Raw genomic sequence first — 22,985 nt, 5'->3', positions numbered from 1 at the left:
GTCAAACAAATTAAAGTACGAACATTAGAACATCAGCCCAAAAAAGCACTGACTATCGAGATCAAAAAAGCCAGCTCATAAGAGCTGGCTGTTTAAAAGCAGTTGATTAAGGGTCTTAGATTAGAAGTAGTATTCTACACCTAGACGCCAACCGAAATCACTGTGGCTGCCAGCTGCAACTTCGTTTTTAGCAGCTACTACACGAGCGTAAACTACTGCTGCAGGGTCAATTGAGTACATCGCCTGACCTGTCCAAGCAGAAGTATTGTTGATGACCTTACCTGATGCAGTCGGAGTTTCAAAATCAACATCTGAGTTGGCACCGTAGTTCAAGTTGAATGTCCAGTTTTCAACACCAGTGAAGTAAGCACCAACTTTGATAGCATCAGCTTCTGCGGAATGGCCAGAAAGATCTTTTTGACCTTCGATTTCACCAGCTAGGTAAGCAAGGTGTGCACCAAAGTTATCAAAGTCTAGGTTAACACCTGCTACTAGGGCATTTGACTTGATAGTTTTTCCAGCTAGAGAAGGAATAGTCTTGTCATTAGCTTTCTTTTCGTTGTTGTATTCGTAGCCGACTTTAAATGTAGCTACGCCAATACGGTACTGGGCACCCAAACCGTAAACGTTTGAACCTTTGGTTCCTTCGTCACCACGACCTAGTGCTAGGTCAAAGCTAAAGCCGCTTAGGTCTGCAGAATCGTAGCGGAACATATTTGGTTGACGCTCATAGTTCACGTTACCAGTGTTACCCATTGTGAAACCAGTACCAGAAGACTGGCCAGTATAGCCATCTACGATTTCAAACAGAGGAGTTAGCTGACGACCGAACTTAAGTGTACCGCCTTCCGCAAAATCGAAGCCGCCGTAAGTGTCACGAACACCAAGGCCACTACCGCTACCGTCGTCACCTACATCGCCGCCTTCAAGTTGCCAAATGAATTTTGGACCGCGTTCGAAGTCAACAGAACCACGAATACCCATACGAGATTCGTTGTCCATTCCAATTGTCTGCTCTTTCTTATCAACTTCTTTGTCTTTGTAACTAAGAACGTTTTGAGCGATAGAGATTGCAACCTGACCGTATAGGTCTACTGTATCTGTTGCTGGCTTAGCTAGAGCTGAGCCTGAGAATGCAACTGATGCCACTGCTGCACCGATTAGAGTGCGCTTAAACATTTTGTCCATGGAAAAACTCCTAAATATGGATATAGCTGTCTTTTCGTTTCTCACCTTAAGTTGGCCGCCGAAGGGAGAACTCATTTCCTATGTGAAAATCGCAATTAACCTTTAATTTTTGATTTTCAATTTCCTGCATACACACTGTGTATCCATGTGCTTAAGACTAACTTCGTGATAAAAAACATCAATCAGTTCTTTATTTCTTTCTAAAAAAATATGAGCTGCTACAAACTTTTCTAAAGATGATGATCTGCCTCGCAAAAAAATAGCCAACGAAATTGAACTTTAATAAAACCCTTTTATTTCAATGAGTTAAATTATACACAACTAACAGTACATTGAAGTGCGTCGCAATTTTATTTTTATTAAATAAGTAAAAACCTGGTTATTGAACTTGATCACTGTATTGAATATCCCGTGATCTTGGCTACATTTTTATCGTACAAAAAAAAGCCTCAAACATAGTGTTTAAGGCTTTTTTGTTTTGATTTAGATTTCTTCTATGGCATCAAATCTAATAAATCTTGTTCTGATTTAACTTCAATACCCAAGTCCTGTGCTTTGGCGAGCTTAGAGCTGCATTTTCGCCGGCAAAGAGAATATCGGTTTTCTTCGAAACACTACCAGTAACCTTAGCTCCTAGGTTTTGTAGGGCCGCTTTTGCATCACTTCGTGTTAACTGAGAAAGGGAGCCAGTTAACACGACAGTCAAGCCATCTAAGGGCAGTTCAACGCCTTCCACTCGATCCTCTATTTCCGGCCAGTTAATACCGTGGCCTAACAGTGACTCAATAACTTTTAGATTTTTTTCGCTGGAGAAAAAGGTCGTAATATGGCTGGCAACGATATCGCCAATGTCCTGTACTTGGATCAGTGATTCATGGGTTGCGCTTTGAATATTTTCTAATGACTTATAATGCAGTGCCAAGTTGGCAGCCGTTGCTTCTCCCACTTCTCGAATACCTAACGAGTACAAAAAGCGAGCTAAAGTGGTGTTTTTAGATTTTTTTAGAGCGTTGACAATGTTTTCCGCCGACTTAGGACCCATTCGCTCAAGCACGGTCAACACACCTGCGCGCAAGGTAAACAGATCTGCAGGAGTTTCCACCATCTCTTTGTCAACTAGCTGCTCTATCACTTTGTCACCGAGACCATCCACATCTAACGCTTTACGCGAAACAAAATGCTTAAGCGCCTCTTTTCGCTGAGCAGGACAAACTAATCCGCCCGTACATCGAGCTACCGCCTCTCCCTCAACTTTTTCTATTGGAGACCCACACACTGGGCAATGTGTTGGAAAGACAATATCTATAGCATCACTTGGACGTCGTTCTTTTATCACACTAACAATTTGAGGAATCACATCCCCTGCGCGTCGAATAATGACACTGTCACCAATTTTCACACCTAACCTTTCTATTTCATCGGCGTTGTGCAAAGTGGCGTTGCTTACTGTAACGCCACCGACAAAAACAGGCTCTAGTTTCGCTACTGGTGTAATAGCGCCCGTTCTTCCGACTTGGAACTCTACATCGTTTAATGTAGTTACCTCTTCTTGCGCTGGAAACTTATAGGCAATCGCCCACCGTGGAGCACGCGCAACAAACCCTAGTTGCTTTTGAATAGCGATCTCATCAGTTTTTATGACCACGCCATCAATTTCATAGGCCAGTGCATCTCGTTTATCTAAAATATTCTGATAATAAGCTTTTACCTCTTGTAAACCGTTTACCAGTTTGGTTTCTGGGCACATCGGTAAGCCCCAAGATTTCAACTGTAAAAATCGATGATAATGACTGTCTGAAAGTTCAACGCCTTCCACCACGCCAACACTATAGGCGTAAAAGCTCAAAGGACGGGTGGCGGTAATACGAGAATCGAGTTGTCTTAGGCTACCAGCCGCAGCATTACGCGGATTCACAAAGACTTTTTCACCTTTTTTCGCCGCTTTTTCATTAAGCGCGTCAAATCCAGCTTTAGGCATAAATACTTCGCCGCGAACTTCTAAACGCGCAGGCCAGCCTTCTCCTTGCAGCTTCAAAGGTACAGATTTAATCGTACGTACATTGTCGGTAATGTTTTCTCCGGTAGCACCATCACCTCTAGTTGCTGCTTGAACCAAAATACCGTTTTCATACATCAAGCTCACTGCAAGTCCATCTAACTTAGGCTCACAGCAGAAGGTCGCTACTTCTCGGCCAAGTCTATCTGTCATCCGCTTGTTAAAGCTGGTCAGTTCATCGTCATCAAAAGCATTGTCTAAAGAGAGCATTGGAATTTCATGCTGAACTTGTGTAAACCCATCTAAAGGCGCACCACCCACTCGTTGACTTGGTGAATCTGAGGTAATCAGCTCTGGGTTATTCGCTTCCAGTTCCATCAGTTCTCTCATTAACCTGTCATATTCCGCGTCTGGAATAACTGGTTTATCTTCCACGTAGTAGAGCACCGCATGATGGTGAAGTTCGTCTTTGAGTTGATTTAACTTTTGCTGAATATCTGTCGACATATAACTCTGGTTCGTTTTTATCAGTGTTGGTATCCGGTGAGTATGTACATTGTCCCACTCATCCGCAATCAATTTGCAAACTAAAAAGGGCTCCTAAGAGCCCTTTTTAATCATCAATACTCGTTAGCTTTCGCTACGAGCCTTAAATTCCTTAATTTGAGCCCGATAGGCATCAAGTCGGTTCGGTGTCATCAAATTACGAGCATCATCCAATACGTTGGCACTCAAATCATCAGCAATCTGCTGCGCCGTTTTTAGCATCAACTTGAAGTTTTGCTCTGGATCGCCAAAACCAGGCAACGTCATAAAGAAAGAAATGCCTTTGGTAGTGAAGGTGGCTGGATCATCGTGCTTTAATGTACCCGGCTGCATCATATTTGCAACGCTAAACAACACTTTTCCTGTGCCTGATATATCAGCATGGCGATGGAAGATATCCATTTCCCCGTATAAAAGGCCGTTTTGTTGCATACTTTCAAATAATTTAGTTCCAACAAAGGCTTGGTCGGAAGAACAATGCACGTTCAGAACAATAACGTCCAGGCGCTCTTCTTCGTCTTGCTTCTCACCAGAAGCGTCGATTACTGCCGCTTCCGATTCTCCCTCTTCGTGAGCATCGGCCCTTAGAACAGATTCTTCTTCAGTTAAAAGTGGCTCATTGGTATCAATGGAAATAGATGGAATATGATCGTCTTCTGGAACATCATTGATTTCCACAACGGGCTCTACGTAGTCATCAATTAATGGGTCCGCCACTTCCTCTTCATTATTAGAGCGTTTAGGTTTGCGGATGATTTCAAAGTCATCTTCAGGAGCAAAAGCGCGTTCACTGACGTTATCAGTTCCCTCTTCTTCTCCTTCCAATTTACCGAGTGGCTTATTGCCAAACTTCGCTTTGCCCTCTTTTTTACTAGTCCAAAGACCGTGGAACAGTAGCGCAGCTATGGCTAGTGCACCGACAATAATGAGTACGAATCGCAATTCCTGCATGTGTTGCTCTCAGTTGTTCAATACACGCTTAATCAATGATGTATTGAGAGAAATTAATTTATATCGAGTTACTTTACCAAATCTATCAACTGTTTTAGAACAAATTAATGTGAGAAGTTCCACTAATCTTGTGATTTTGAACACGCTTTTTTTCTTGTAATATAGTGAAAAGGTTATTTTCACAGCGAAACACCATGTCTCATACTCAACAAAACTGCTCAGGCTTCGGCTATTTTATACGTGGTATTCAACTTGCCACCACTCCTGGTATCCGACGTTTTGTCCTACTTCCACTAATGGCCAACATCCTGTTAGTTGGTGGTGCTCTCTTCTACTTGTTTTCTCACTTAGATACTTGGATCCAAGGATGGATGAATCAGCTCCCTGATTTTTTGTCGTGGCTCAGCTACCTTCTTTGGCCATTGCTTGTGATAACCATACTCGCAACGTTTTCATACTTTTTTAGTACACTAGCTAATTTCGTTGCCGCTCCATTTAACGGTTTACTCGCAGAAAAGGTGGAGGAACATTTAACAGGTAACAAAGTTAATGAAGCTGGAGCGCTAGCCATTATCAAAGATACACCACGTATTTTGGCTAGAGAATGGCGCAAGTTACTTTATGTCCTGCCCAAGGCTATTGGTTTGTTTTTACTGCTTCTCATTCCAGCTCTTGGTCAAACTCTTGGTCCTATCTTGTGGTTTATCTTTACCGCTTGGATGCTGGCCGTGCAGTATTGTGATTATCCGTTCGACAATCACAAAGTTCCTTTCAATTCGATGCGTAACAGTTTGAAACAAAAACAATCCAAGGCATATGGGTTTGGGGTTCTCGTCGCCCTTTTTACTACGGTGCCATTACTAAACCTGTTTGTCATGCCGATTGCGGTGTGCGGGGCTACATCTATGTGGGTGAATGAGTTTAAAAACCAACACCTCTAAACAGATAACATTTACACCAGCGATATAAGCGCCCAAACCAAGGGCGCTCTGACCTTTACAGTAGATTTTATGGGTGCACATCAAGCACTCTGCCCCAATACTTATTGCGCGTAAGCTTTAGATTTTTCTCCTTAATACGGTTCTTTCAGCAATGTAAGCTTTCAACAAACGTCTCTATTTTTTCTTAAGCCCGATAATTCGCTGTTGTGCCACAAGTAAAAGGTTCGCCGCACACTAATAAGATATAACTTTTTAATCCTTTTCCCTTTTTTCCATAGTGCGTATTCTTCTAATCATATTCACAAAGTGCATTAACAGACGTGTAATGAAGGAACATCACCATGAGCAAAATCTACGAAGATAACTCTCTAACTATTGGTAACACTCCACTAGTCCGCCTTAACAAAGTAAGTAAAGGCAAAGTGCTGGCTAAAGTTGAAGCTCGTAACCCAAGCTTTAGCGTTAAGTGTCGAATCGGCGCAAACATGATTTGGGAAGCGGAAAAAGCTGGCACGCTAAAAGAAGGCGTTGAGCTAGTAGAGCCAACAAGTGGTAACACCGGTGTTGCGCTGGCTTTCGTAGCGGCTGCTCGCGGTTACAAACTAACGCTAACTATGCCTGAGTCAATGAGCCTTGAGCGTCGTAAGCTACTAAAAGCACTGGGGGCAAACCTAGAGCTGACTGAAGCTGCCAAAGGCATGAAAGGCGCGATTAACAAAGCAGAAGAAATTGTTGCAAGTAACCCAGAGAAATACCTACTTCTACAACAGTTCAACAACCCAGCTAACCCACAGATCCACGAAAAAACAACGGGTCCTGAAATCTGGGAAGCAACCGATGGCGAAATTGACGTATTCGTATCAGGTGTAGGTACTGGCGGTACAATCACAGGTACAAGCCGTTACATCAAAGGTGAAAAAGGTAAAGCAATCACTTCAGTTGCGGTTGAACCAGCAGAGTCTCCAGTTATTGCCCAAGCACTAGCGGGTGAAGAAATCCAACCTGCTCCACACAAAATTCAAGGTATCGGTGCAGGTTTCATCCCTGGTAACCTAGATCTAGAACTTGTTGACCGCGTAGAAGCCGTAACTTCTGAAGAAGCGATTGAAATGGCTCGTCGCCTAATGGAAGAAGAAGGCATCCTTGCGGGTATTTCATCTGGCGCGGCAGTTGTTGCAGCAAACCGCCTAGCGGAACTACCTGAATTTGAAGGAAAAACAATTGTAACGGTTCTACCAAGTTCTGGTGAGCGTTACCTGAGCTCAGCGCTGTTTGCAGGCATCTTTACGGAAAAAGAAAACCAACAGTAATATGTGTTGAAATCAATTTTTCGTTTAAAAAAGCCCCGTTAAGGGGCTTTTTTGTTGATCCCTGCCGCACCTTTGGTAATATCGGGGCTGTATTATTTTTGGCTTCAAAATAAAGAAGCATAAATTGAATTTAATACAGGCGTATGAACCGAGTATTACAGTTTGCACGTCTGTAAAATTTAACATCAGTATCAGTTATGACACTTAATCGAGAATATGCTATTGGCAGTCACTTGGTTTAGCCGTTAAGCTAGAGCTGGTTAATAAACTATCAAAATATAAATCAATTGGGGTATACAACATGTACGAGAAGCAAGTAGAAATCACTGCAGAAAACGGTCTTCACACTCGTCCAGCTGCACAGTTCGTTAAAGAAGCAAAAGCTTTTGATGCGGACATCACTGTGACTTCTAACGGTAAAAGCGCTAGCGCAAAGAGCCTTTTCAAACTGCAAACTCTAGGCCTAGTAAAAGGTACAGTAGTTACTATCTCAGCTGAGGGCCCACAAGCTCAACAAGCTGTTGACCATCTAGTTGCTCTGATGGACAAGCTGCACTAATCCGGTCTCCTATATACAAAGCCATTTTGTGAAAGCAAAATGCTTTGTTGGAAATAGGTTACGAAATAAGCTAAACATTATCGTTAGCACACTCAATTAATCTCCCGTTTTATAAGTTGACCATTTTAAGGTAAGGCTATGATTTCAGGCATCCTAGCATCTCCAGGTATTGCGATTGGTAAAGCACTACTACTTCAAGAAGATGAAATTGTCCTAAACACAAACACTATTTCTGATGAGCAGGTAGAAGCAGAAGTACAGCGTTTCTTTGACGCTCGTAACAAATCTGCTGCTCAGCTTGAAACCGTTAAGCAGAAAGCTCTAGAGACTTTCGGTGAAGAGAAAGAAGCGATCTTTGAAGGTCACATCATGCTTCTTGAAGATGAAGAGCTGGAAGAAGAAATCCTAGCACTGATCAAGAACGACAAGCTGACTGCCGATAACGCAATCCACACGGTTATCGAAGAGCAAGCTTCTGCTCTTGAATCTCTTGACGACGAATATCTAAAAGAACGTGCGACAGATATCCGCGATATCGGTTCACGTTTTGTAAAAAATGCACTAGGCATCAATATCGTATCTCTAAGCGATATCGATCAAGAAGTTATCCTAGTCGCTTACGACCTAACACCATCTGAAACAGCTCAGATCAACCTAGATTACGTACTGGGTTTTGCGTGTGATATTGGCGGTCGTACTTCTCACACTTCTATCATGGCTCGTTCTCTAGAACTTCCTGCAATCGTTGGTACTAACGATATTACTAAGCAAGTGAAGAACGGCGACACTCTGATCCTTGATGCGATGAACAACAAAATCGTTATCAACCCATCAGACGCAGAGCTAGACGAAGCGAAAAGTGTTCAAGCAGCATTTATCGCCGAAAAAGAAGAGCTAGCCAAACTTAAAGATCTTCCAGCAACAACGACTGATGACCATCGCGTAGAAGTATGCGGCAACATCGGTACCGTTAAAGACTGTGACGGCATCATCCGCAACGGTGGTGAAGGCGTTGGTTTGTACCGTACTGAGTTCCTATTTATGGACCGCGACGCTCTTCCTACTGAAGAAGAACAGTACCAAGCGTACAAAGAAGTAGCAGAAGCAATGCACGGCGAACCAGTGATCATCCGTACTATGGATATCGGTGGTGACAAAGATCTACCGTACATGGATCTTCCTAAAGAGATGAACCCATTCCTAGGTTGGCGCGCAGTACGTATTAGCTTGGACCGTCGCGAAATTCTACGTGACCAGCTACGTGGTATTCTACGTGCATCTGCACACGGTAAGCTTCGCATCATGTTCCCAATGATCATCTCAGTAGAAGAGATCCGCGAACTGAAAGCGGCAATCGAAGAGTACAAAGCAGAACTTCGTGCAGAAGGCTTGGCGTTCGATGAAAATATCGAAATTGGCGTAATGGTTGAAACACCAGCCGCTGCCGCGATTGCACATCATCTAGCGAAGGAAGTGGCTTTCTTCTCTATCGGTACTAACGACCTAACGCAGTACACACTAGCGGTAGACCGTGGTAACGAAATGATTTCTCATTTATACAACCCTCTATCTCCAGCGGTTCTGACCGTTATCAAGCAGGTGATCGACGCATCTCACGCTGAAGGTAAATGGACAGGTATGTGTGGTGAGCTTGCAGGTGACGAGCGCGCTACTTTACTTCTACTAGGTATGGGTCTTGATGAGTTCTCGATGAGCGGCATCTCTATCCCTAAAGTTAAGAAAGTGATCCGCAACTCAAACTTCGCAGAAGTTAAAGCGATGGCCGAAGAAGCGCTTTCTTTGCCAACAGCGGCTGAAATCGAAGCTTGTGTAGAAAAATTCATCGCGGAAAAAACACAATAATCCGCAAATACCAATAAGATAGACGGCTAAAAGTAGTCGTCTATTGTTTGAGATTGGTATACTATATTTCGAAAGAATAAAACTAAACCTTAGGAGCACGACACAATGGGTCTGTTTGACAAACTTAAGAAGCTAGTATCTGACGATAGCGCGGATGCAGGCGCAATCGAGATCATCGCACCGCTGTCAGGTGAAATTGTAAATATCGAAGACGTGCCAGACGTTGTTTTCGCAGAGAAAATCGTTGGTGACGGTATCGCAATCAAACCAGCGGGCAACAAAATGGTCGCTCCTGTAAACGGTACTATCGGCAAAATCTTCGAAACTAACCACGCTTTCTCAATTGAGTCTGATGACGGTGTTGAACTATTCGTTCACTTCGGTATCGACACTGTTGAACTAAAAGGCGAAGGCTTCAAGCGCATCGCTGAAGAAGGTCAAGTAGTAAAAGCTGGCGAAACCATCATCGAGTTCGATCTAGCACTACTAGAAGAAAAAGCAAAGTCTACGCTAACACCTGTTGTTATCTCTAACATGGACGAAATCAAAGAGCTGAACAAGCTTTCTGGTTCTGTTAACGTTGGCGAAACACCTGTTCTTCGCGTAACTCGTTAATCGTTTGCTTGCAAAATGATTAAGAAAAAACGCTGCTCTAGAGCAGCGTTTTTTTATGTCCCGTTATTACTACTACACCCTATCTCTACAACCCCAGCGCGTATTTGAGCACTTGCTGCTTCACTGGCCCTGAATGCTCAGCCAGTTTTAATGCCGCATTTCGAATAGCTTTAAGCGGTGTTACGTCATTGCTAAACGTTTTATAGAAAAAGTCCATACCAGATTGCATCAACAAGTTGTCCGGTCTGCGAACTCTCTCATAAGCGTTAACCGCTTGATCCGTAAACGTCATTTCTTGGCATTTTTCTAGCAGTACTTTTACATCTTTGAACCCCAGATTGACCCCCTGCCCAGCCAAAGGGTTAATGGTATGGGCTGCATCACCGACAAGAATGCACTTTTGCTTAACGTAAGATTGAGCGTGTCTTCTCGTCAGAGGAAATGAACCTGATTGAAGTACTTTCACGTCGCCCAGCTCTTTAGGAAAGTGCGCTAGAATTTCTTCGCGCAACTGCTTGTTCGACATTCCATTGAGTTGGCGAATACGCGCAGGCGAGTCATACCAAACCAAAGAGCCTTGATGACCACACAAAGGCAAAAACGAGCGTGGACCAGAAGGCGTAAACTGCTGCCAAGTTATATCCTGTTGCGGTAACTCTGTTTCGACATTGATTAACATGCAATGCTGGCGATAATCCCATGCTGTCACGCCAATACCAACCATATTGCGAACTTTAGAGTTTGCCCCGTCAGCACCGATTACCCATTCCGCAGAAAGGCGTTGCCCACTAGACAAGGTTAACTCGTTTTCATCGCCAAATTGAATCTTGTCTAGCGTATCAGGACAACAGACCGTTAGGTTTTCATACTTGCTAAACTCTTGCCAAAGACCTAACTGAATGACACGATTTTCAACGATATAGCCTAGCTCCTCTAACTGCATGGAATCGGAAGAAAACCGAGTGCGGCAATCAGGGTGCTCCCACGTTTCTAGCCGTTTGTACGGGCAAATACGCATAGAACGTATTGCATCCCAAGCACCTAGCTCGTCGAGTAAATCTACCGAAGCGCGAGAAATAGCGGAAACTCGAACGTCCATTGGCTGATCCGCAGCAAATGCTTCTGGTGCGCTTCCTTCAATCAAAGCGACCTTTTTCCCTTGTTTTGCGTAGCCGATAGCCACAGCCGCACCGACCATGCCTCCGCCCACAACAGCTATCTCATATCTGTTCATTCTTCACTCTTTATCATATTGATCTTTGGCGACTTTCGATTATACACCGAAAAAGTTATCAGATGGACTTTGTGGCAGTGAGTTTATGACCACATCCTCAAACAAAAACCATAAGTGTAACGAGGTCAAACCCCTTATACAGTAAAGGTTTAAATAGAATTGACCTAACTACTAGTCAGGACAGATTGAAAGCAGTACAATACGCCGCTTACCACCAGAATGGTGACTATAATTTGAACAAGTGTACCCAAATGGTCTCGTCAAGCGAGCCCGTTTCCTTTTTGGGTATGAGTTTCTTTTTAGTAAAAGATTTAATACGAGCGAATGTGAGATGAGTAAGAAACTGCTAATAAAAACCTGGGGTTGCCAGATGAACGAATACGATTCATCTAAAATGGCTGATCTGCTTAATGCTGCGAACGGCTACGAGCTGACAGAAGAACCATCAGAAGCAGATGTACTACTACTGAACACCTGTTCTATCCGCGAGAAAGCGCAGGAAAAAGTATTCCACCAATTGGGTCGTTGGAAAACACTTAAAGATAGTAAACCTGGCGTTGTGATTGGCGTCGGTGGCTGTGTTGCGACTCAAGAAGGCGACCACATTCGCGAACGCGCCCCCTTTGTCGACGTTATTTTCGGCCCGCAAACGCTACACCGCTTACCTGAAATGATTAAGCAGTCTCAAAGCGATGACGTTCCAGTTATGGACATCTCTTTCCCTGAAATTGAGAAGTTCGATAGCCTACCAGAGCCACGTGCCGAAGGCGCAACTGCGTTCGTTTCTATTATGGAAGGCTGTTCCAAGTACTGTACTTACTGCGTTGTTCCATATACTCGTGGTGAAGAAGTTAGCCGTCCAATGGATGATGTGCTTTTCGAAATAGCTCAACTTGCTGAACAAGGCGTTCGCGAAGTTAACCTTCTTGGACAAAACGTAAACGCTTATCGCGGCCCAACACACGACGGTGATATCTGTTCGTTCGCCGATCTGTTAAGACTGGTCGCTTCTATCGATGGCATCGACCGCATTCGATTTACAACGAGCCACCCGATGGAGTTTACCGACGACATCGTTGCCGTATACGAAGACACACCTGAACTGGTTAGCTTCTTACACTTACCCGTTCAAAGTGGTTCCGACCGTATTCTAACCATGATGAAGCGCCCTCATACGGGTATTGAGTATAAGTCTACGATTCGTAAACTTCGCAAAGCACGACCAGGCATTCAAATCAGCTCTGATTTCATTGTCGGTTTCCCTGGCGAGTCAGACCACGATTTCCAGCAAACCATGAAGCTGATCCGCGACGTCGACTTTGATATGAGTTTTAGCTTTATCTTCTCTCCTCGCCCTGGTACTCCTGCAGCGGATTACCCTTGCGATCTAAGTGAAGATACTAAGAAAGAGCGTCTATACGAACTTCAGCAAACTATCAACAGTCAAGCAATGCGCTATTCAAGACTGATGTTAGACACAGAACAGCGTATACTGGTAGAAGGCCCTTCTAAGAAAAACTTGATGGAACTTCGTGGCCGTACTGAGAACAACCGCGTTGTGAACTTTGAAGGCCCAGCAGAACTTATTGGTCAGTTTGTCGATGTCAAAATTGTTGACGTATTTGCCAACTCCTTGCGTGGCGAACTGATAAGAACCGAACAAGAGATGAACCTAAGGGTGGTAACTTCACCAACAGAGATGATGGAGAAGACCCGCCGAGAAGACGAACTAGGTGTTGCTACATTTACGCCTTAAGTTCGTAGAATAGCCATTGAGAGTCTGGTCGTTATCAGGCTCTCATACAATGGCAACCATGAGAGGCAAATTTGAGTAATAAAATCGTTACCCTAGAAATCAATCTAGAACCTTCAGACAACCGCCGTCTTGCTAGCCTTTGCGGTCCTTTCGATGACAATATCAAACATTTGGAACGCCGATTAGGGGTTGAAATCAGCTACCGCGGCAATTTTTTTACCCTAGTAGGTAAACCCCACACCACTGCCGCTGCGTTAGAAATTATAAAGACCCTTTACGTCAATACGGCCCCTGTTCGCGGGGAAATTCCCGACATAGAGCCGGAAGAGATTCATCTGGCGATAAAGGAAACCGGAGTTTTAGACCAAAATCTAGAATCCGATATTGAGCACGGCAAAGAAGTCTTTATAAAAACTAAAAAAGGCGTGATAAAACCTCGTACTCCTAACCAAGCCCAATATTTAGTGAATATGGTTACTCACGATATTAGCTTTGGTATAGGCCCTGCCGGTACAGGCAAAACCTACCTCGCGGTAGCCGCTGCAGTCGATGCACTGGAAAGGCAAGAGATCCGCCGAATTCTTCTAACTCGTCCGGCTGTAGAGGCTGGTGAAAAGCTCGGTTTTTTACCAGGAGATCTCAGCCAGAAAGTGGACCCTTACTTGCGCCCTCTGTATGACGCTCTGTTTGAAATGCTCGGTTTTGAGCGAGTCGAAAAGCTCATCGAAAGAAATGTGATTGAAGTAGCACCGCTCGCTTATATGCGCGGTCGAACGCTAAACGACGCATTTATCATCCTAGATGAAAGCCAAAATACCACGGTTGAACAGATGAAAATGTTCCTGACACGTATTGGTTTTAACTCAAGAGCCGTGATAACCGGTGATGTTACTCAAATAGACTTACCTCGCGGAGCAAAATCTGGCTTGCGCCACGCTATTGAAGTCTTGAACGAAGTAGACGAAATCAGCTTTAACTTCTTCCAATCGGATGACGTGGTTCGTCACCCAGTTGTCGCTCGCATTGTTAACGCTTATGAGAAATGGGAAGCTCAAGATCAAAAAGAGCGCAAAGCGTATGAGAAGCGACGCCGCGAAGAGAGAGAAGCTCGCCAAGCCGAAAATTCTCACTCCTCGACAAGTGTGGAGAAGGAATAGCATGGCGATAGAACTCGACCTTCAGTTGGCCGTAGAACAGCCAGATCATCTTCCAACCGAAGTTGATTTTCAATCATGGTTGGACAAAGCCATCTCACCGTTCAAACCAGAAGCAGAGCTGACAATTCGCATTGTCGACGTGAAAGAAAGCCACCAGCTCAACATGGAGTATCGCGGAAAAGACAAGCCGACAAATGTGCTTTCCTTTCCGTTTGAAGCGCCGCCAGAGCTACCGATTAATCTGTTAGGCGACATGGTTATTTGTAAACAAGTGGTTGAGCAAGAGGCCATTGAGCAGAGCAAACCATTAAATGCGCACTGGGCGCATATGGTTGTACATGGCTCACTACATCTGCTAGGTTATGATCATATTGAGGATGACGAAGCTGAAGAAATGGAGTCCCTCGAAACAAAGATTATGCAAGACTTGGGTTTTGAAGACCCATATATTGCAGAAAAACAATAAGTTACTTCAATATCGTAACTTATAAGTGTGCTATCACACATCTGATAGCGTTAGTTTATTGAGATGAAATGAACGAAGACAATTCGCAAAACTCAGAAGGTCCGAGTAGAAAGTCCTTCTTTGAACGCCTAGGTCAACTTTTCCAAGTAGATCCTAAAGATCGCCAAGAGTTGGTAGATGTAATACGAGATTCTGAAGAAAATGACCTGATTGACCACGATACCCGCGACATGCTCGAAGGGGTCATGGAAATCGCAGAGATGAGGGTAAGAGATATCATGATCCCTCGCTCCCAGATGGTAACTGCAGACCGCAGCGACGATTTAGACGCTCTGGTCGCACTCATTACCGATGCCCAGCACTCTCGCTACCCGGTAATTAGTGAAGATAAAGACCATGTGGAAGGCATTCTACTCGCGAAGGACTTACTTAAATACTTGGGCTCAGATAGCGCGCCATTCGATATCGAGCAGGTAATACGCCCTGCCGTAGTCGTCCCTGAAAGTAAACGAGTCGATCGCTTACTCAAGGAGTTCCGTGAAGAGCGTTACCACATGGCAATTGTCGTCGATGAGTTTGGTGGGGTTTCTGGCCTTATCACCATCGAAGATATTCTCGAACAGATCGTCGGCGAAATAGAAGACGAGTTTGACGACGAAGAAGAACTCGACATCCGTCAACTGAGCAAACACACCTACGCGGTAAAAGCGCTTACTACTATCGACGAGTTTAACGAAACATTTGGTTCATCATTTAGTGATGATGAAGTCGACACGGTAGGTGGATTAGTTATGACCGCATTTGGCCATTTGCCATCTCGCGGTGAACTGGTCGAAATTCAGCACTACACCTTCAAGGTCACTGCAGCCGATAACCGACGAGTGGTACAACTGCAAGTCACTATCCCTGACGAGGTTCCTGCCGAAACAGAAACCGAAGAGTAGTGCTAAGTTTACCTATGATGACTTCCCTATTTCATCGCTCAAAGCGGCCCTTAGCGGCCGCTTTTGCTGGAGCGATAACCACACTTTCCTTCGCCCCCTACTCATGGTGGCCAGTAGCGATACTCAGCCCAGTACTTCTGCTGTTATTACTCACCGGAAGAACCGCAAAACAAGCACTGTTTATCGGCCTTTTTTGGGGGCTAGGACAATTTGCGACTGGATTGAGTTGGGTTCATGTCAGCATAGATAACTTTGGCGGTATGCCAAAACCCGCAAGCCTGTTTCTAATGGCATTGCTCATTTCGTATCTCTCACTTTACCCAGCGTTGTGGGCATGGAGCCTCAATCGCTTTTTCCCACAAACCAACCGAACACGTTACTTCCTTGCTGCGCCAGCATTGTGGCTTGTTTTCGACTGGTTACGCGGTTGGGTCATGACAGGTTTTCCTTGGTTATGGCTAGGCTATAGCCAAATAGATTCGCCGCTTTCTAACTTCGCCCCTATCGGTGGTGTTGAGCTGATCACTTACATTGTTATTGTGATAGCAACCAGTTCGAGCTATGCCGTTATCCGCCGCAAGCCATTCGTATTACTGGTACCAATCACGTTATTTGCCACTGGCTATGGTCTAAGTATCGCTCAATGGGTTACCCCACAATCAGATAAGACGACAGAGATTACGCTGATTCAAGGCAACATCGACCAAGCCATTAAATGGCATCCCAGTCAGCGTTGGCCAACCATAATGAAATACACGGACCTTTCCCGAGAAAACTGGGACTCCGATATTATCATTTGGCCGGAAGCGGCCATTCCAGCCTTCGAATTCGAAATTGCCTCCTATCTTCGCAATATCGACTATTCAGCCAAAAAACACCAAACTGCGATTATCACTGGGGTCGTCAATCAAGACCAAGATAAGCGCTTTTACAACAGCATTTTGACATTGGAGACAATGGAAGGGGTGAATACGAGTTCGATATGACTCAACGCTACCACAAACATCACTTACTGCCGTTTGGGGAGTTTGTACCATTTGAATCCATTTTAAGGCCGATAGCGCCAATATTTAACCTGCCAATGTCATCATTTAGCGCAGGTGAGTTCATCCAACCAAATATTGAAGCCAAAGGTCGTTATCTCGCACCAGCTTTGTGCTATGAGATTATCTTTAACGAGCAAGTTCGCCAAAATGTAAACGACCAGACAGACTTTATATTAACCCTGTCTAACGACGCTTGGTTTGGCCACTCAATTGGCCCATTGCAGCATATGGAAATAGCAAGAATGCGAGCTTTAGAGCTTGGTAGGCCCGTCGTCCGATCGACAAATAACGGAGTGACGGCAATCACGGATCACCGAGGAAAGATAGTCAAACAGATACCTCAGTTTGAAACTGCCGTTCTGACCGCGAATGTTTTAAGTGTGAAGGGTAGTACCCCTTACCATCTATGGGGAAGTTGGATGGTTTACTTCCTCGTCTATTCAAGCCTTATCGCCGCAGCTGTACTAACAAGAAAGCAAATCTAAAAAATGTCCAAAGGGAAGCCTAGCTTCCCTTTTTTATGGTTTTAACGGCTGACGACTAAATCCTTTGTGACCACATTTCACACATGGAATGATCACCGTTGGGTGGTTGTATTGGGTTTTATGTCCGCACTGGTCACACACTAGATTACCCAAGCCTATCACCTCTCCCGCCTCGTAAAGCCCCTGATGTTCGAGGTCGGCAAAGAGCTCCACCCACTCAACCTTAGTTCTATCGGTAATATCGAGCAGGCCTTGCCAAATAGAGTCGGTGATCATCAGATAGAAGGGGCCACTTTTGGAAGATTCATAACTATCGGCAAACTCCTTTAGGTCCGCTTTCATATAGGCAGACACCAAAGCCAGCTCGTCTTTGGTCAAATCATTGGCAGCATCCAGTACTTTTCCCGAGGTTTCAAATACATGATTAACCTCGTCAGGGCTGTGTTTAAGTGCCTCCACCACATCGTCAAACATATCTTCATATTCGGATTTGCGTTTAGGCATAATTTACCTCCATAACTCCCATGTGTAATTGCTCGACTCAAGCTAGAAATAATTCAAAACTCCGCCGGATCGATAAACCAAGTAATTCTCGGCAAACCAACATCTTGAGGTTACTTGGGGATAAGGTCTTATTTGCTATTGTTGTACACCCCTCCTTTAGGTATTCTATGACGATCTATTAATGTCTGTTCTAACTGAACTCACAAATTGCAAGTTAACCGGATTTCATCGATGCAAGAGCAATACAACCCGCAAGAAATTGAACAAAAAGTTCAAAAGCATTGGGACGAAAACAAAACCTTTGAGGTAAGTGAAGACCCAAACAAAGAAAAATTCTACTGTTTGTCTATGTTTCCGTACCCAAGTGGACGACTTCACATGGGACACGTACGTAACTACACCATCGGTGACGTAGTATCACGCTTCCATCGCCTGCAAGGTAAAAACGTCATGCAGCCTATGGGTTGGGATGCATTTGGTCTGCCAGCTGAAAACGCGGCGATCAAGAACAACACTGCTCCTGCTAAGTGGACTTACGAAAATATCGATTACATGCGCCACCAACTTAAGCAGCTTGGTTTTGGTTATGACTGGAAACGCGAAATCGCAACTTGTCACCCTGAGTACTACAAATGGGAACAGTGGTTCTTCACTAAGCTTTATGAAAAAGGCTTGGTTTACAAAAAGATGTCAACCGTTAACTGGGATCCAGTAGACCAAACGGTACTGGCTAATGAACAGGTCATCGACGGACGCGGTTGGCGTTCAGGTGCCGTTGTTGAGCAAAAAGAGATCCCACAGTGGTTTATTAAGATCACCGACTACGCACAAGAGCTACTTGACGACTTGGACAAGCTAGATCACTGGCCAGAGCAAGTGAAAACCATGCAGCGAAACTGGATCGGTCGCTCTGAAGGTGTCGAACTATCTTTTGAAGTAAAAGGTCAAGACAAACTCGAAGTATATACCACTCGTCCAGATACTCTAATGGGCGTGACCTACGTTGGCATTGCTGCTGGTCACCCACTTGCTGCGATCGCAGCACAAAACAACGCTGAACTTGCAGAATTTATCGAAGACTGTAAGAACAACAAAGTAGCCGAAGCGGAAATGGCGACGATGGAAAAGAAAGGCATGAATACAGGCCTAACAGCTATCCATCCATTGACGGGCCGTGAAGTACCTGTATACGTCGCTAACTTTGTACTTATGGACTACGGAACTGGCGCGGTAATGGCTGTCCCTGGTCATGACCAGCGCGACTTCGAGTTTGCCACTAAATACGGTCTAGACATTCTACCGGTTATCAAACCTGAAGATGGTAGCGAGTTAGATATCTCAGAAGCGGCTTACACTGAAAAAGGCGTTTTGATTAACTCTGGCGAATTTGATGGTCTTGCATTTCAAGATGCATTTAATGCCATTGCAGCCAAACTAGAATCTGAAGGCAAAGGTAAGAAAACGGTTAACTTCCGCTTGCGCGACTGGGGTGTATCTCGTCAGCGTTACTGGGGTTCACCGATTCCAATGCTAAACAAAGAAGACGGTTCTGAGCTCGCAGCGCCAAAAGAAATGCTGCCAGTGCGCTTACCAGAAGATGTGGTTATGGACGGTGTAACTTCACCTATCAAAGCGGATCCTGAGTGGGCCAAAGCCAGTGTTGATGGTGAAGCGGTATTCCATGAAACCGACACTTTTGACACCTTTATGGAGTCTTCTTGGTACTACGCGCGCTATTGTAGCCCTCGCTACGATGAAGGCATGCTAGAGCCAGGAGCAGCAAACTACTGGTTGCCAGTAAACCAGTACATCGGTGGTATTGAACACGCGATCCTTCACCTTCTATACTCGCGTTTCTTCCACAAACTGCTTCGCGACTTCGGTCTAGTTGATTCAGATGAACCATTTGAGCGCCTGCTATGTCAGGGGATGGTTCTAGCAGATACTTACTACCGCAAAGACGAAAAAGGCGGGGATATTTGGATCTCACCAACAGATGTTCAGACGGAAACCGACGACAAAGGCGAATCACTAAAGCATGGCACAAAGAAGATGGCCAGCCTGTGCTCTCTGCCGGTATGAGTAAGATGTCTAAGTCTAAGAACAATGGTATCGACCCTCAAACGGTTATCAAACAACACGGTGCTGACACTGTACGTCTGTTTATGATGTTTACCGCGCCACCAGAGCAAACTTTGGAATGGCAAGAGTCCGGTGTAGACGGTGCTAACCGATTCCTAAAACGCGTATGGAAGCTGGTAGGTGAACATACTGAAAAAGGTCAAACTGTCGCGGTTGACACAAGTGCGCTCTCTTCTGATCAAAAAGCACTGCGTCGCGATGTTCACAAGACTATCGCCAAAGTGACGGATGACATCGAGCGTCGCCAAACCTTCAACACTGCTATCGCAGCGATTATGGAGTTGATGAACAAGCTTGGTAAAGCTCCACAGGAAAGCGAACAAGATCGCGCAATCCTAGATGAAGCTTTGAAAGCAGTAGTGGTCATGTTGTACCCAATCACTCCACATATCTGTTATGAGCTATGGGCAGCACTAGGTGAGTCGGATGCAGATAACGCCGCATGGCCACAATACGATGAGTCAGCGCTAGTAGAAGACGAAAAACTGATTGTTGTTCAGGTTAACGGAAAGCTACGTGCCAAGTTAACTGTTGCGGCTGACGCGAGTAAAGAGCAAGTAGAAGAACTCGGCCTAAACGACGAGAACGTTACTAAGTTCACAGAAGGAAAAACGATTCGTAAAGTTATTTACGTACCGGGTAAACTACTGAACATCGTAGCGAACTAAGTTCCTATCTCGCAGTCTGTAAACAGGGTGGATTATCACCCTGTTTACTTATCTTATTCTACTCCCGAGTGGAATAAGATAAGTAGTCAAAACAACAGAGAGCCATAGAGTAATGCGCCTAACTTCATTTACTTCTTTTAAAATTACCTTAGTGTTAACTATTGCCAGCCTTCTTAGTGCATGTGGTTTCCACTTAAGAGGGGATTACTCTGTCCCTGACGAACTCAGTAAACTTTCACTTACTAGCTACGACCAATACAGCGCTTTCACTCGTATGATGGGTGCTCAGCTTAGATTAAACGAAGTAGACATTGTACCTCCGGCGGCAGATCTCCCTAACCTTCACTTACTCAGCGAAGGCGTTAGTGAGCGCACACTCTCGCTTTACCAAAACACAAGGGCCGCAGAAAAGGAACTCACCTTTAACGCTTCTTATCGCGTGACCATTCCTGACTTCGGTTCAAAAACTTTCTCTACTAGTGTTTCGCGTAGCTACTTAGATAACCCTCTCACGGCCTTAGCTAAATCTGTAGAACGAGATATGATTGAAGACGAAATGCGCAAGCTAGCGACTTCGCAGATCATTCGACAAATGGCGCGTATGAGAGCAGAAATCGCATCCCACGAAGCAATGTTGCAAGATCAAACTGATATGGACGTCGAATTTGAAGAATACTCCGTGGAAACGGAAGAATTTGATCCGAGCAGGATCAATAACCTTGAGTCCTCCGAGCAATAATCAGCACTTGTATGCGTTTATTTGCCGACCGTCTTAACGAACAACTTGCCAGACAGCTACATTCCATTTATATGCTGTTTGGCAACGAACCTCTTTTATTTCAGGAGTCGCGCGCTGCGATTCGAAAGCAGGCAGAACAATCTGGCTTCGTCGAACATCACAGGTTTTCTGTAGACAGCAACCTCGACTGGAATGACGTATTTGATGTCTGCCAAGCCATGAGTTTGTTCTCATCTCAACAGATCATAGAACTTGAGCTTCCCGATACTGGTGTAAATGCCACTATCGCTAAATCATTGACAGAACTGTACTCCTTTCTCCATCAAGACATCCTATTAGTGATAGTTGGAGGAAAACTTGCCAAAGCTCAAGAAAAAGCCAAATGGTTCCAGTTGTACGCTAAATCAGCGGCAGTAGTGAACTGTCTAACTCCTGATTTAAACCGCCTCCCTCAGTTCGTACATAACCGCTGTAAACTGCTCAACTTAAAACCCGATAACGAAGCGCTGCAGATGCTAGCTCAGTGGCACGAAGGGAATCTACTTGCACTCTCCCAAAGCTTAGAAAAACTCGCTTTACTCTATCCCGATGGCGAACTAAATCTAGTGAGGCTAGAGAGCGCTCTAAGCCGACACAATCACTTCACTGCTTTTAGCTGGAGCGACGCCCTGTTGGCTGGAAAAGCAAACCGAAGTCAAAGAGTCCTTCGCCAACTTGAAGCTGAAGGTGTCGAGCCCATCGTCTTAGCTCGTACAGTACAAAAAGAGCTACTTTTGTTGCATAACCTGCTTCAATCGCCGCCAGCTAATTTAGGCAACCTATTTGATAAGCATCGGATTTGGCAATCCAAAAGAGCGCTATACACTCAAGCCATTCACCGGCTATCAGCGGTCCATATCAGAGCACTTCTGTCACTGTTATCACGTATAGAAATACTGACTAAAACCCAGTACGAAGAGTCTCCTTGGCCACTATTGCACCAATTAAGCGCGGAAATGTGCCTGCCAAACGTGAACTTGGCAAAACAGTGATATACTGCCGCGCCTAAATTGCCCCCTATTCAAACACGAGGAAAACACTTTGCAACCTGAACAACTCAATGATTTTTTAGCCGACAAAGCAGATGATATGAAAGCACAAGATATCATCACCATTGACGTACAGGACAAGTCCAGCATTACTGACTTTATGATTGTTTGCACTGGAACTTCCCGCAGACACGTGGTGTCTATCGCTGATCACGTAGCCAAAGAAGCCAAACTAGCGGGTATGACTCCACTAGCCGTCGATGGCGAAAGCGAAGGGGAGTGGGTAGTGTTAGATATGGGCACGACTATTCTTCACGTAATGCAAGAAGATAAAAGAGAGCTATACCAATTAGAAAAACTCTGGGGATAATCCATGAAATTACAGCTAGTGGCAGTAGGAACCAAAATGCCAAAGTGGGTAGAGGAAGGGTTTAAAGAATATAAACGTCGCTTTCCCCATGACATGCCCCTAGAACTAATTGAAATTCCGGCCGGCAAACGTGGGAAAAATGCTGATATTGCTAGAATTTTGCAAAAAGAAGGCGAATCCATGTTGGCAGCCGTGCCAAAAGGCAATCGAATTGTTACTCTCGATATTCCAGGAAAAAAGTGGGATACCCCGCAGCTAGCAGAGCAGTTAGAAAGCTGGAAGTTAGACGGTCGAGATGTGTCAATATTAATCGGTGGTCCAGAGGGCTTAGCACCAGCGTGTAAAGCGGCAGCGGATCAAAGTTGGTCTCTGTCAGCATTAACACTCCCCCACCCATTAGTAAGAATTGTTATGGCGGAAAGTCTCTACAGAGCTTGGAGTATTACAACCAACCATCCATATCACCGAGAATAGGAT

The 22,985-nt window shown here is 44.7% G+C and carries 17 protein-coding genes and 3 pseudogenes; 15 read left to right on the top strand and 5 right to left on the bottom strand.

Features of this window, described 5'->3' with window-relative positions; all coding sequences use genetic code 11:
• Positions 1-120 precede the first annotated feature (120 nt).
• From BLO31_RS15530 to zipA, 3 genes and pseudogenes are all read right to left on the bottom strand, one after another.
• On the bottom strand, positions 121-1,188 hold the full coding sequence (locus BLO31_RS15530; RefSeq protein WP_070968663.1) for a porin: 1,068 nt from the start codon (positions 1,186-1,188) through the stop codon (positions 121-123).
• Positions 1,189-1,682: 494 nt separating this feature from the next.
• Positions 1,683-3,691, bottom strand: a pseudogene (ligA, locus tag BLO31_RS15525) (NAD-dependent DNA ligase LigA).
• Positions 3,692-3,814: 123 nt separating this feature from the next.
• Complete coding sequence (zipA, locus tag BLO31_RS15520) at positions 3,815-4,681, bottom strand: cell division protein ZipA (protein WP_070968660.1); 867 nt, start codon at positions 4,679-4,681, stop codon at positions 3,815-3,817.
• Positions 4,682-4,875: 194 nt separating this feature from the next.
• Between zipA and cysZ the strand changes: the two genes are divergently transcribed.
• The 5 genes from cysZ (at position 4,876) to crr (ending at position 9,969) form a co-directional block, all read left to right on the top strand.
• A complete protein-coding gene (gene cysZ / locus BLO31_RS15515; protein WP_070968657.1) occupies positions 4,876-5,622 on the top strand; it encodes a sulfate transporter CysZ in 747 nt (248 codons plus the stop codon).
• Positions 5,623-5,963: 341 nt separating this feature from the next.
• Positions 5,964-6,932, top strand: a complete 969-nt coding sequence (gene cysK / locus BLO31_RS15510) for a cysteine synthase A (protein ID WP_070968654.1) — start codon at positions 5,964-5,966, stop codon at positions 6,930-6,932.
• Between the two features lie 301 nt (positions 6,933-7,233).
• The gene (locus BLO31_RS15505) at positions 7,234-7,491 is read left to right on the top strand and encodes an HPr family phosphocarrier protein (RefSeq protein WP_070968650.1); all 258 of its coding nucleotides are present in this window, start codon (positions 7,234-7,236) and stop codon (positions 7,489-7,491) included.
• A gap of 138 nt (positions 7,492-7,629) precedes the next feature.
• On the top strand, positions 7,630-9,354 hold the full coding sequence (gene ptsI, locus BLO31_RS15500; RefSeq protein ID WP_070968646.1) for a phosphoenolpyruvate-protein phosphotransferase PtsI: 1,725 nt from the start codon (positions 7,630-7,632) through the stop codon (positions 9,352-9,354).
• A gap of 105 nt (positions 9,355-9,459) precedes the next feature.
• Positions 9,460-9,969: a PTS glucose transporter subunit IIA gene (gene crr / locus BLO31_RS15495; protein WP_070968643.1), complete on the top strand. Its 510-nt coding sequence runs from the start codon at positions 9,460-9,462 to the stop codon at positions 9,967-9,969.
• 85 nt (positions 9,970-10,054) lie between these two features.
• Here crr and BLO31_RS15490 read toward each other — a convergent pair whose 3' ends face one another.
• Positions 10,055-11,203: a 2-octaprenyl-3-methyl-6-methoxy-1,4-benzoquinol hydroxylase gene (locus BLO31_RS15490; protein WP_070968640.1), complete on the bottom strand. Its 1,149-nt coding sequence runs from the start codon at positions 11,201-11,203 to the stop codon at positions 10,055-10,057.
• 331 nt (positions 11,204-11,534) lie between these two features.
• Between BLO31_RS15490 and miaB the strand changes: the two genes are divergently transcribed.
• The 5 genes and pseudogenes from miaB to lnt all read left to right on the top strand — a co-directional run bounded on the left by miaB (position 11,535) and on the right by lnt (position 17,057).
• Positions 11,535-12,959 (top strand): tRNA (N6-isopentenyl adenosine(37)-C2)-methylthiotransferase MiaB, encoded by a 1,425-nt coding sequence (gene miaB, locus BLO31_RS15485; protein ID WP_070968636.1) that lies wholly within the window; start codon positions 11,535-11,537, stop codon positions 12,957-12,959.
• A 71-nt stretch (positions 12,960-13,030) separates the two neighbouring features.
• A complete protein-coding gene (locus BLO31_RS15480) occupies positions 13,031-14,116 on the top strand; it encodes a PhoH family protein (RefSeq protein ID WP_070968633.1) in 1,086 nt (361 codons plus the stop codon).
• Between the two features lies 1 nt (position 14,117).
• Positions 14,118-14,582: an rRNA maturation RNase YbeY gene (gene ybeY / locus BLO31_RS15475; RefSeq protein ID WP_070968630.1), complete on the top strand. Its 465-nt coding sequence runs from the start codon at positions 14,118-14,120 to the stop codon at positions 14,580-14,582.
• Positions 14,583-14,650: 68 nt separating this feature from the next.
• Entirely contained in the window at positions 14,651-15,526 is an 876-nt protein-coding gene (gene corC, locus BLO31_RS15470) for a CNNM family magnesium/cobalt transport protein CorC (protein ID WP_070968627.1), read from the top strand.
• A 14-nt stretch (positions 15,527-15,540) separates the two neighbouring features.
• A pseudogene (gene lnt, locus BLO31_RS15465) lies at positions 15,541-17,057 on the top strand (apolipoprotein N-acyltransferase).
• A gap of 33 nt (positions 17,058-17,090) precedes the next feature.
• Here the strand turns inward: lnt and BLO31_RS15460 are convergent.
• Positions 17,091-17,561, bottom strand: a complete 471-nt coding sequence (locus BLO31_RS15460) for a zinc ribbon-containing protein (RefSeq protein WP_070968624.1) — start codon at positions 17,559-17,561, stop codon at positions 17,091-17,093.
• 231 nt (positions 17,562-17,792) lie between these two features.
• Between BLO31_RS15460 and leuS the strand changes: the two are divergent.
• The 5 genes and pseudogenes from leuS (at position 17,793) to rlmH (ending at position 22,982) form a co-directional block, all read left to right on the top strand.
• A pseudogene (gene leuS, locus BLO31_RS15455) lies at positions 17,793-20,371 on the top strand (leucine--tRNA ligase).
• A gap of 112 nt (positions 20,372-20,483) precedes the next feature.
• The gene (locus BLO31_RS15450) at positions 20,484-21,110 is read left to right on the top strand and encodes an LPS-assembly lipoprotein LptE (protein ID WP_070968621.1); all 627 of its coding nucleotides are present in this window, start codon (positions 20,484-20,486) and stop codon (positions 21,108-21,110) included.
• Between the two features lie 11 nt (positions 21,111-21,121).
• On the top strand, positions 21,122-22,141 hold the full coding sequence (gene holA / locus BLO31_RS15445) for a DNA polymerase III subunit delta (protein WP_070968618.1): 1,020 nt from the start codon (positions 21,122-21,124) through the stop codon (positions 22,139-22,141).
• Between the two features lie 49 nt (positions 22,142-22,190).
• Complete coding sequence (gene rsfS, locus BLO31_RS15440) at positions 22,191-22,508, top strand: ribosome silencing factor (RefSeq protein ID WP_070968614.1); 318 nt, start codon at positions 22,191-22,193, stop codon at positions 22,506-22,508.
• Between the two features lie 3 nt (positions 22,509-22,511).
• Positions 22,512-22,982 (top strand): 23S rRNA (pseudouridine(1915)-N(3))-methyltransferase RlmH, encoded by a 471-nt coding sequence (gene rlmH, locus BLO31_RS15435; protein ID WP_070968612.1) that lies wholly within the window; start codon positions 22,512-22,514, stop codon positions 22,980-22,982.
• Positions 22,983-22,985: the final 3 nt, after the last annotated feature.

Origin of the sequence: Vibrio sonorensis, from assembly GCF_001854765.1 — a bacterium.
GTDB classification, from domain to species: domain Bacteria; phylum Pseudomonadota; class Gammaproteobacteria; order Enterobacterales; family Vibrionaceae; genus Vibrio; species Vibrio sonorensis.
Note: the sequence above shows the minus strand (reverse complement) of the source record. Positions and strands in the feature narration are given on the sequence as shown.

Bases quoted from the DNA above. Each gene is read 5' to 3' on its own strand.
- cysK (WP_070968654.1), top strand. From the start codon at position 5,964: ATGAGCAAAATCTACGAAGATAACTCTCTAACTATTGGTAACACTCCA.
- BLO31_RS15505 (WP_070968650.1), top strand. From the start codon at position 7,234: ATGTACGAGAAGCAAGTAGAAATCACTGCAGAAAACGGTCTTCACACT.
- ptsI (WP_070968646.1), top strand. From the start codon at position 7,630: ATGATTTCAGGCATCCTAGCATCTCCAGGTATTGCGATTGGTAAAGCA.
- rlmH (WP_070968612.1), top strand. From the start codon at position 22,512: ATGAAATTACAGCTAGTGGCAGTAGGAACCAAAATGCCAAAGTGGGTA.
- holA (WP_070968618.1), top strand. From the start codon at position 21,122: ATGCGTTTATTTGCCGACCGTCTTAACGAACAACTTGCCAGACAGCTA.
- miaB (WP_070968636.1), top strand. From the start codon at position 11,535: ATGAGTAAGAAACTGCTAATAAAAACCTGGGGTTGCCAGATGAACGAA.
- BLO31_RS15460 (WP_070968624.1), bottom strand. From the start codon at position 17,561: ATGCCTAAACGCAAATCCGAATATGAAGATATGTTTGACGATGTGGTG.
- zipA (WP_070968660.1), bottom strand. From the start codon at position 4,681: ATGCAGGAATTGCGATTCGTACTCATTATTGTCGGTGCACTAGCCATA.
- BLO31_RS15490 (WP_070968640.1), bottom strand. From the start codon at position 11,203: ATGAACAGATATGAGATAGCTGTTGTGGGCGGAGGCATGGTCGGTGCG.
- BLO31_RS15450 (WP_070968621.1), top strand. From the start codon at position 20,484: ATGCGCCTAACTTCATTTACTTCTTTTAAAATTACCTTAGTGTTAACT.
- cysZ (WP_070968657.1), top strand. From the start codon at position 4,876: ATGTCTCATACTCAACAAAACTGCTCAGGCTTCGGCTATTTTATACGT.
- BLO31_RS15530 (WP_070968663.1), bottom strand. From the start codon at position 1,188: ATGGACAAAATGTTTAAGCGCACTCTAATCGGTGCAGCAGTGGCATCA.
- corC (WP_070968627.1), top strand. From the start codon at position 14,651: ATGAACGAAGACAATTCGCAAAACTCAGAAGGTCCGAGTAGAAAGTCC.
- crr (WP_070968643.1), top strand. From the start codon at position 9,460: ATGGGTCTGTTTGACAAACTTAAGAAGCTAGTATCTGACGATAGCGCG.
- ybeY (WP_070968630.1), top strand. From the start codon at position 14,118: ATGGCGATAGAACTCGACCTTCAGTTGGCCGTAGAACAGCCAGATCAT.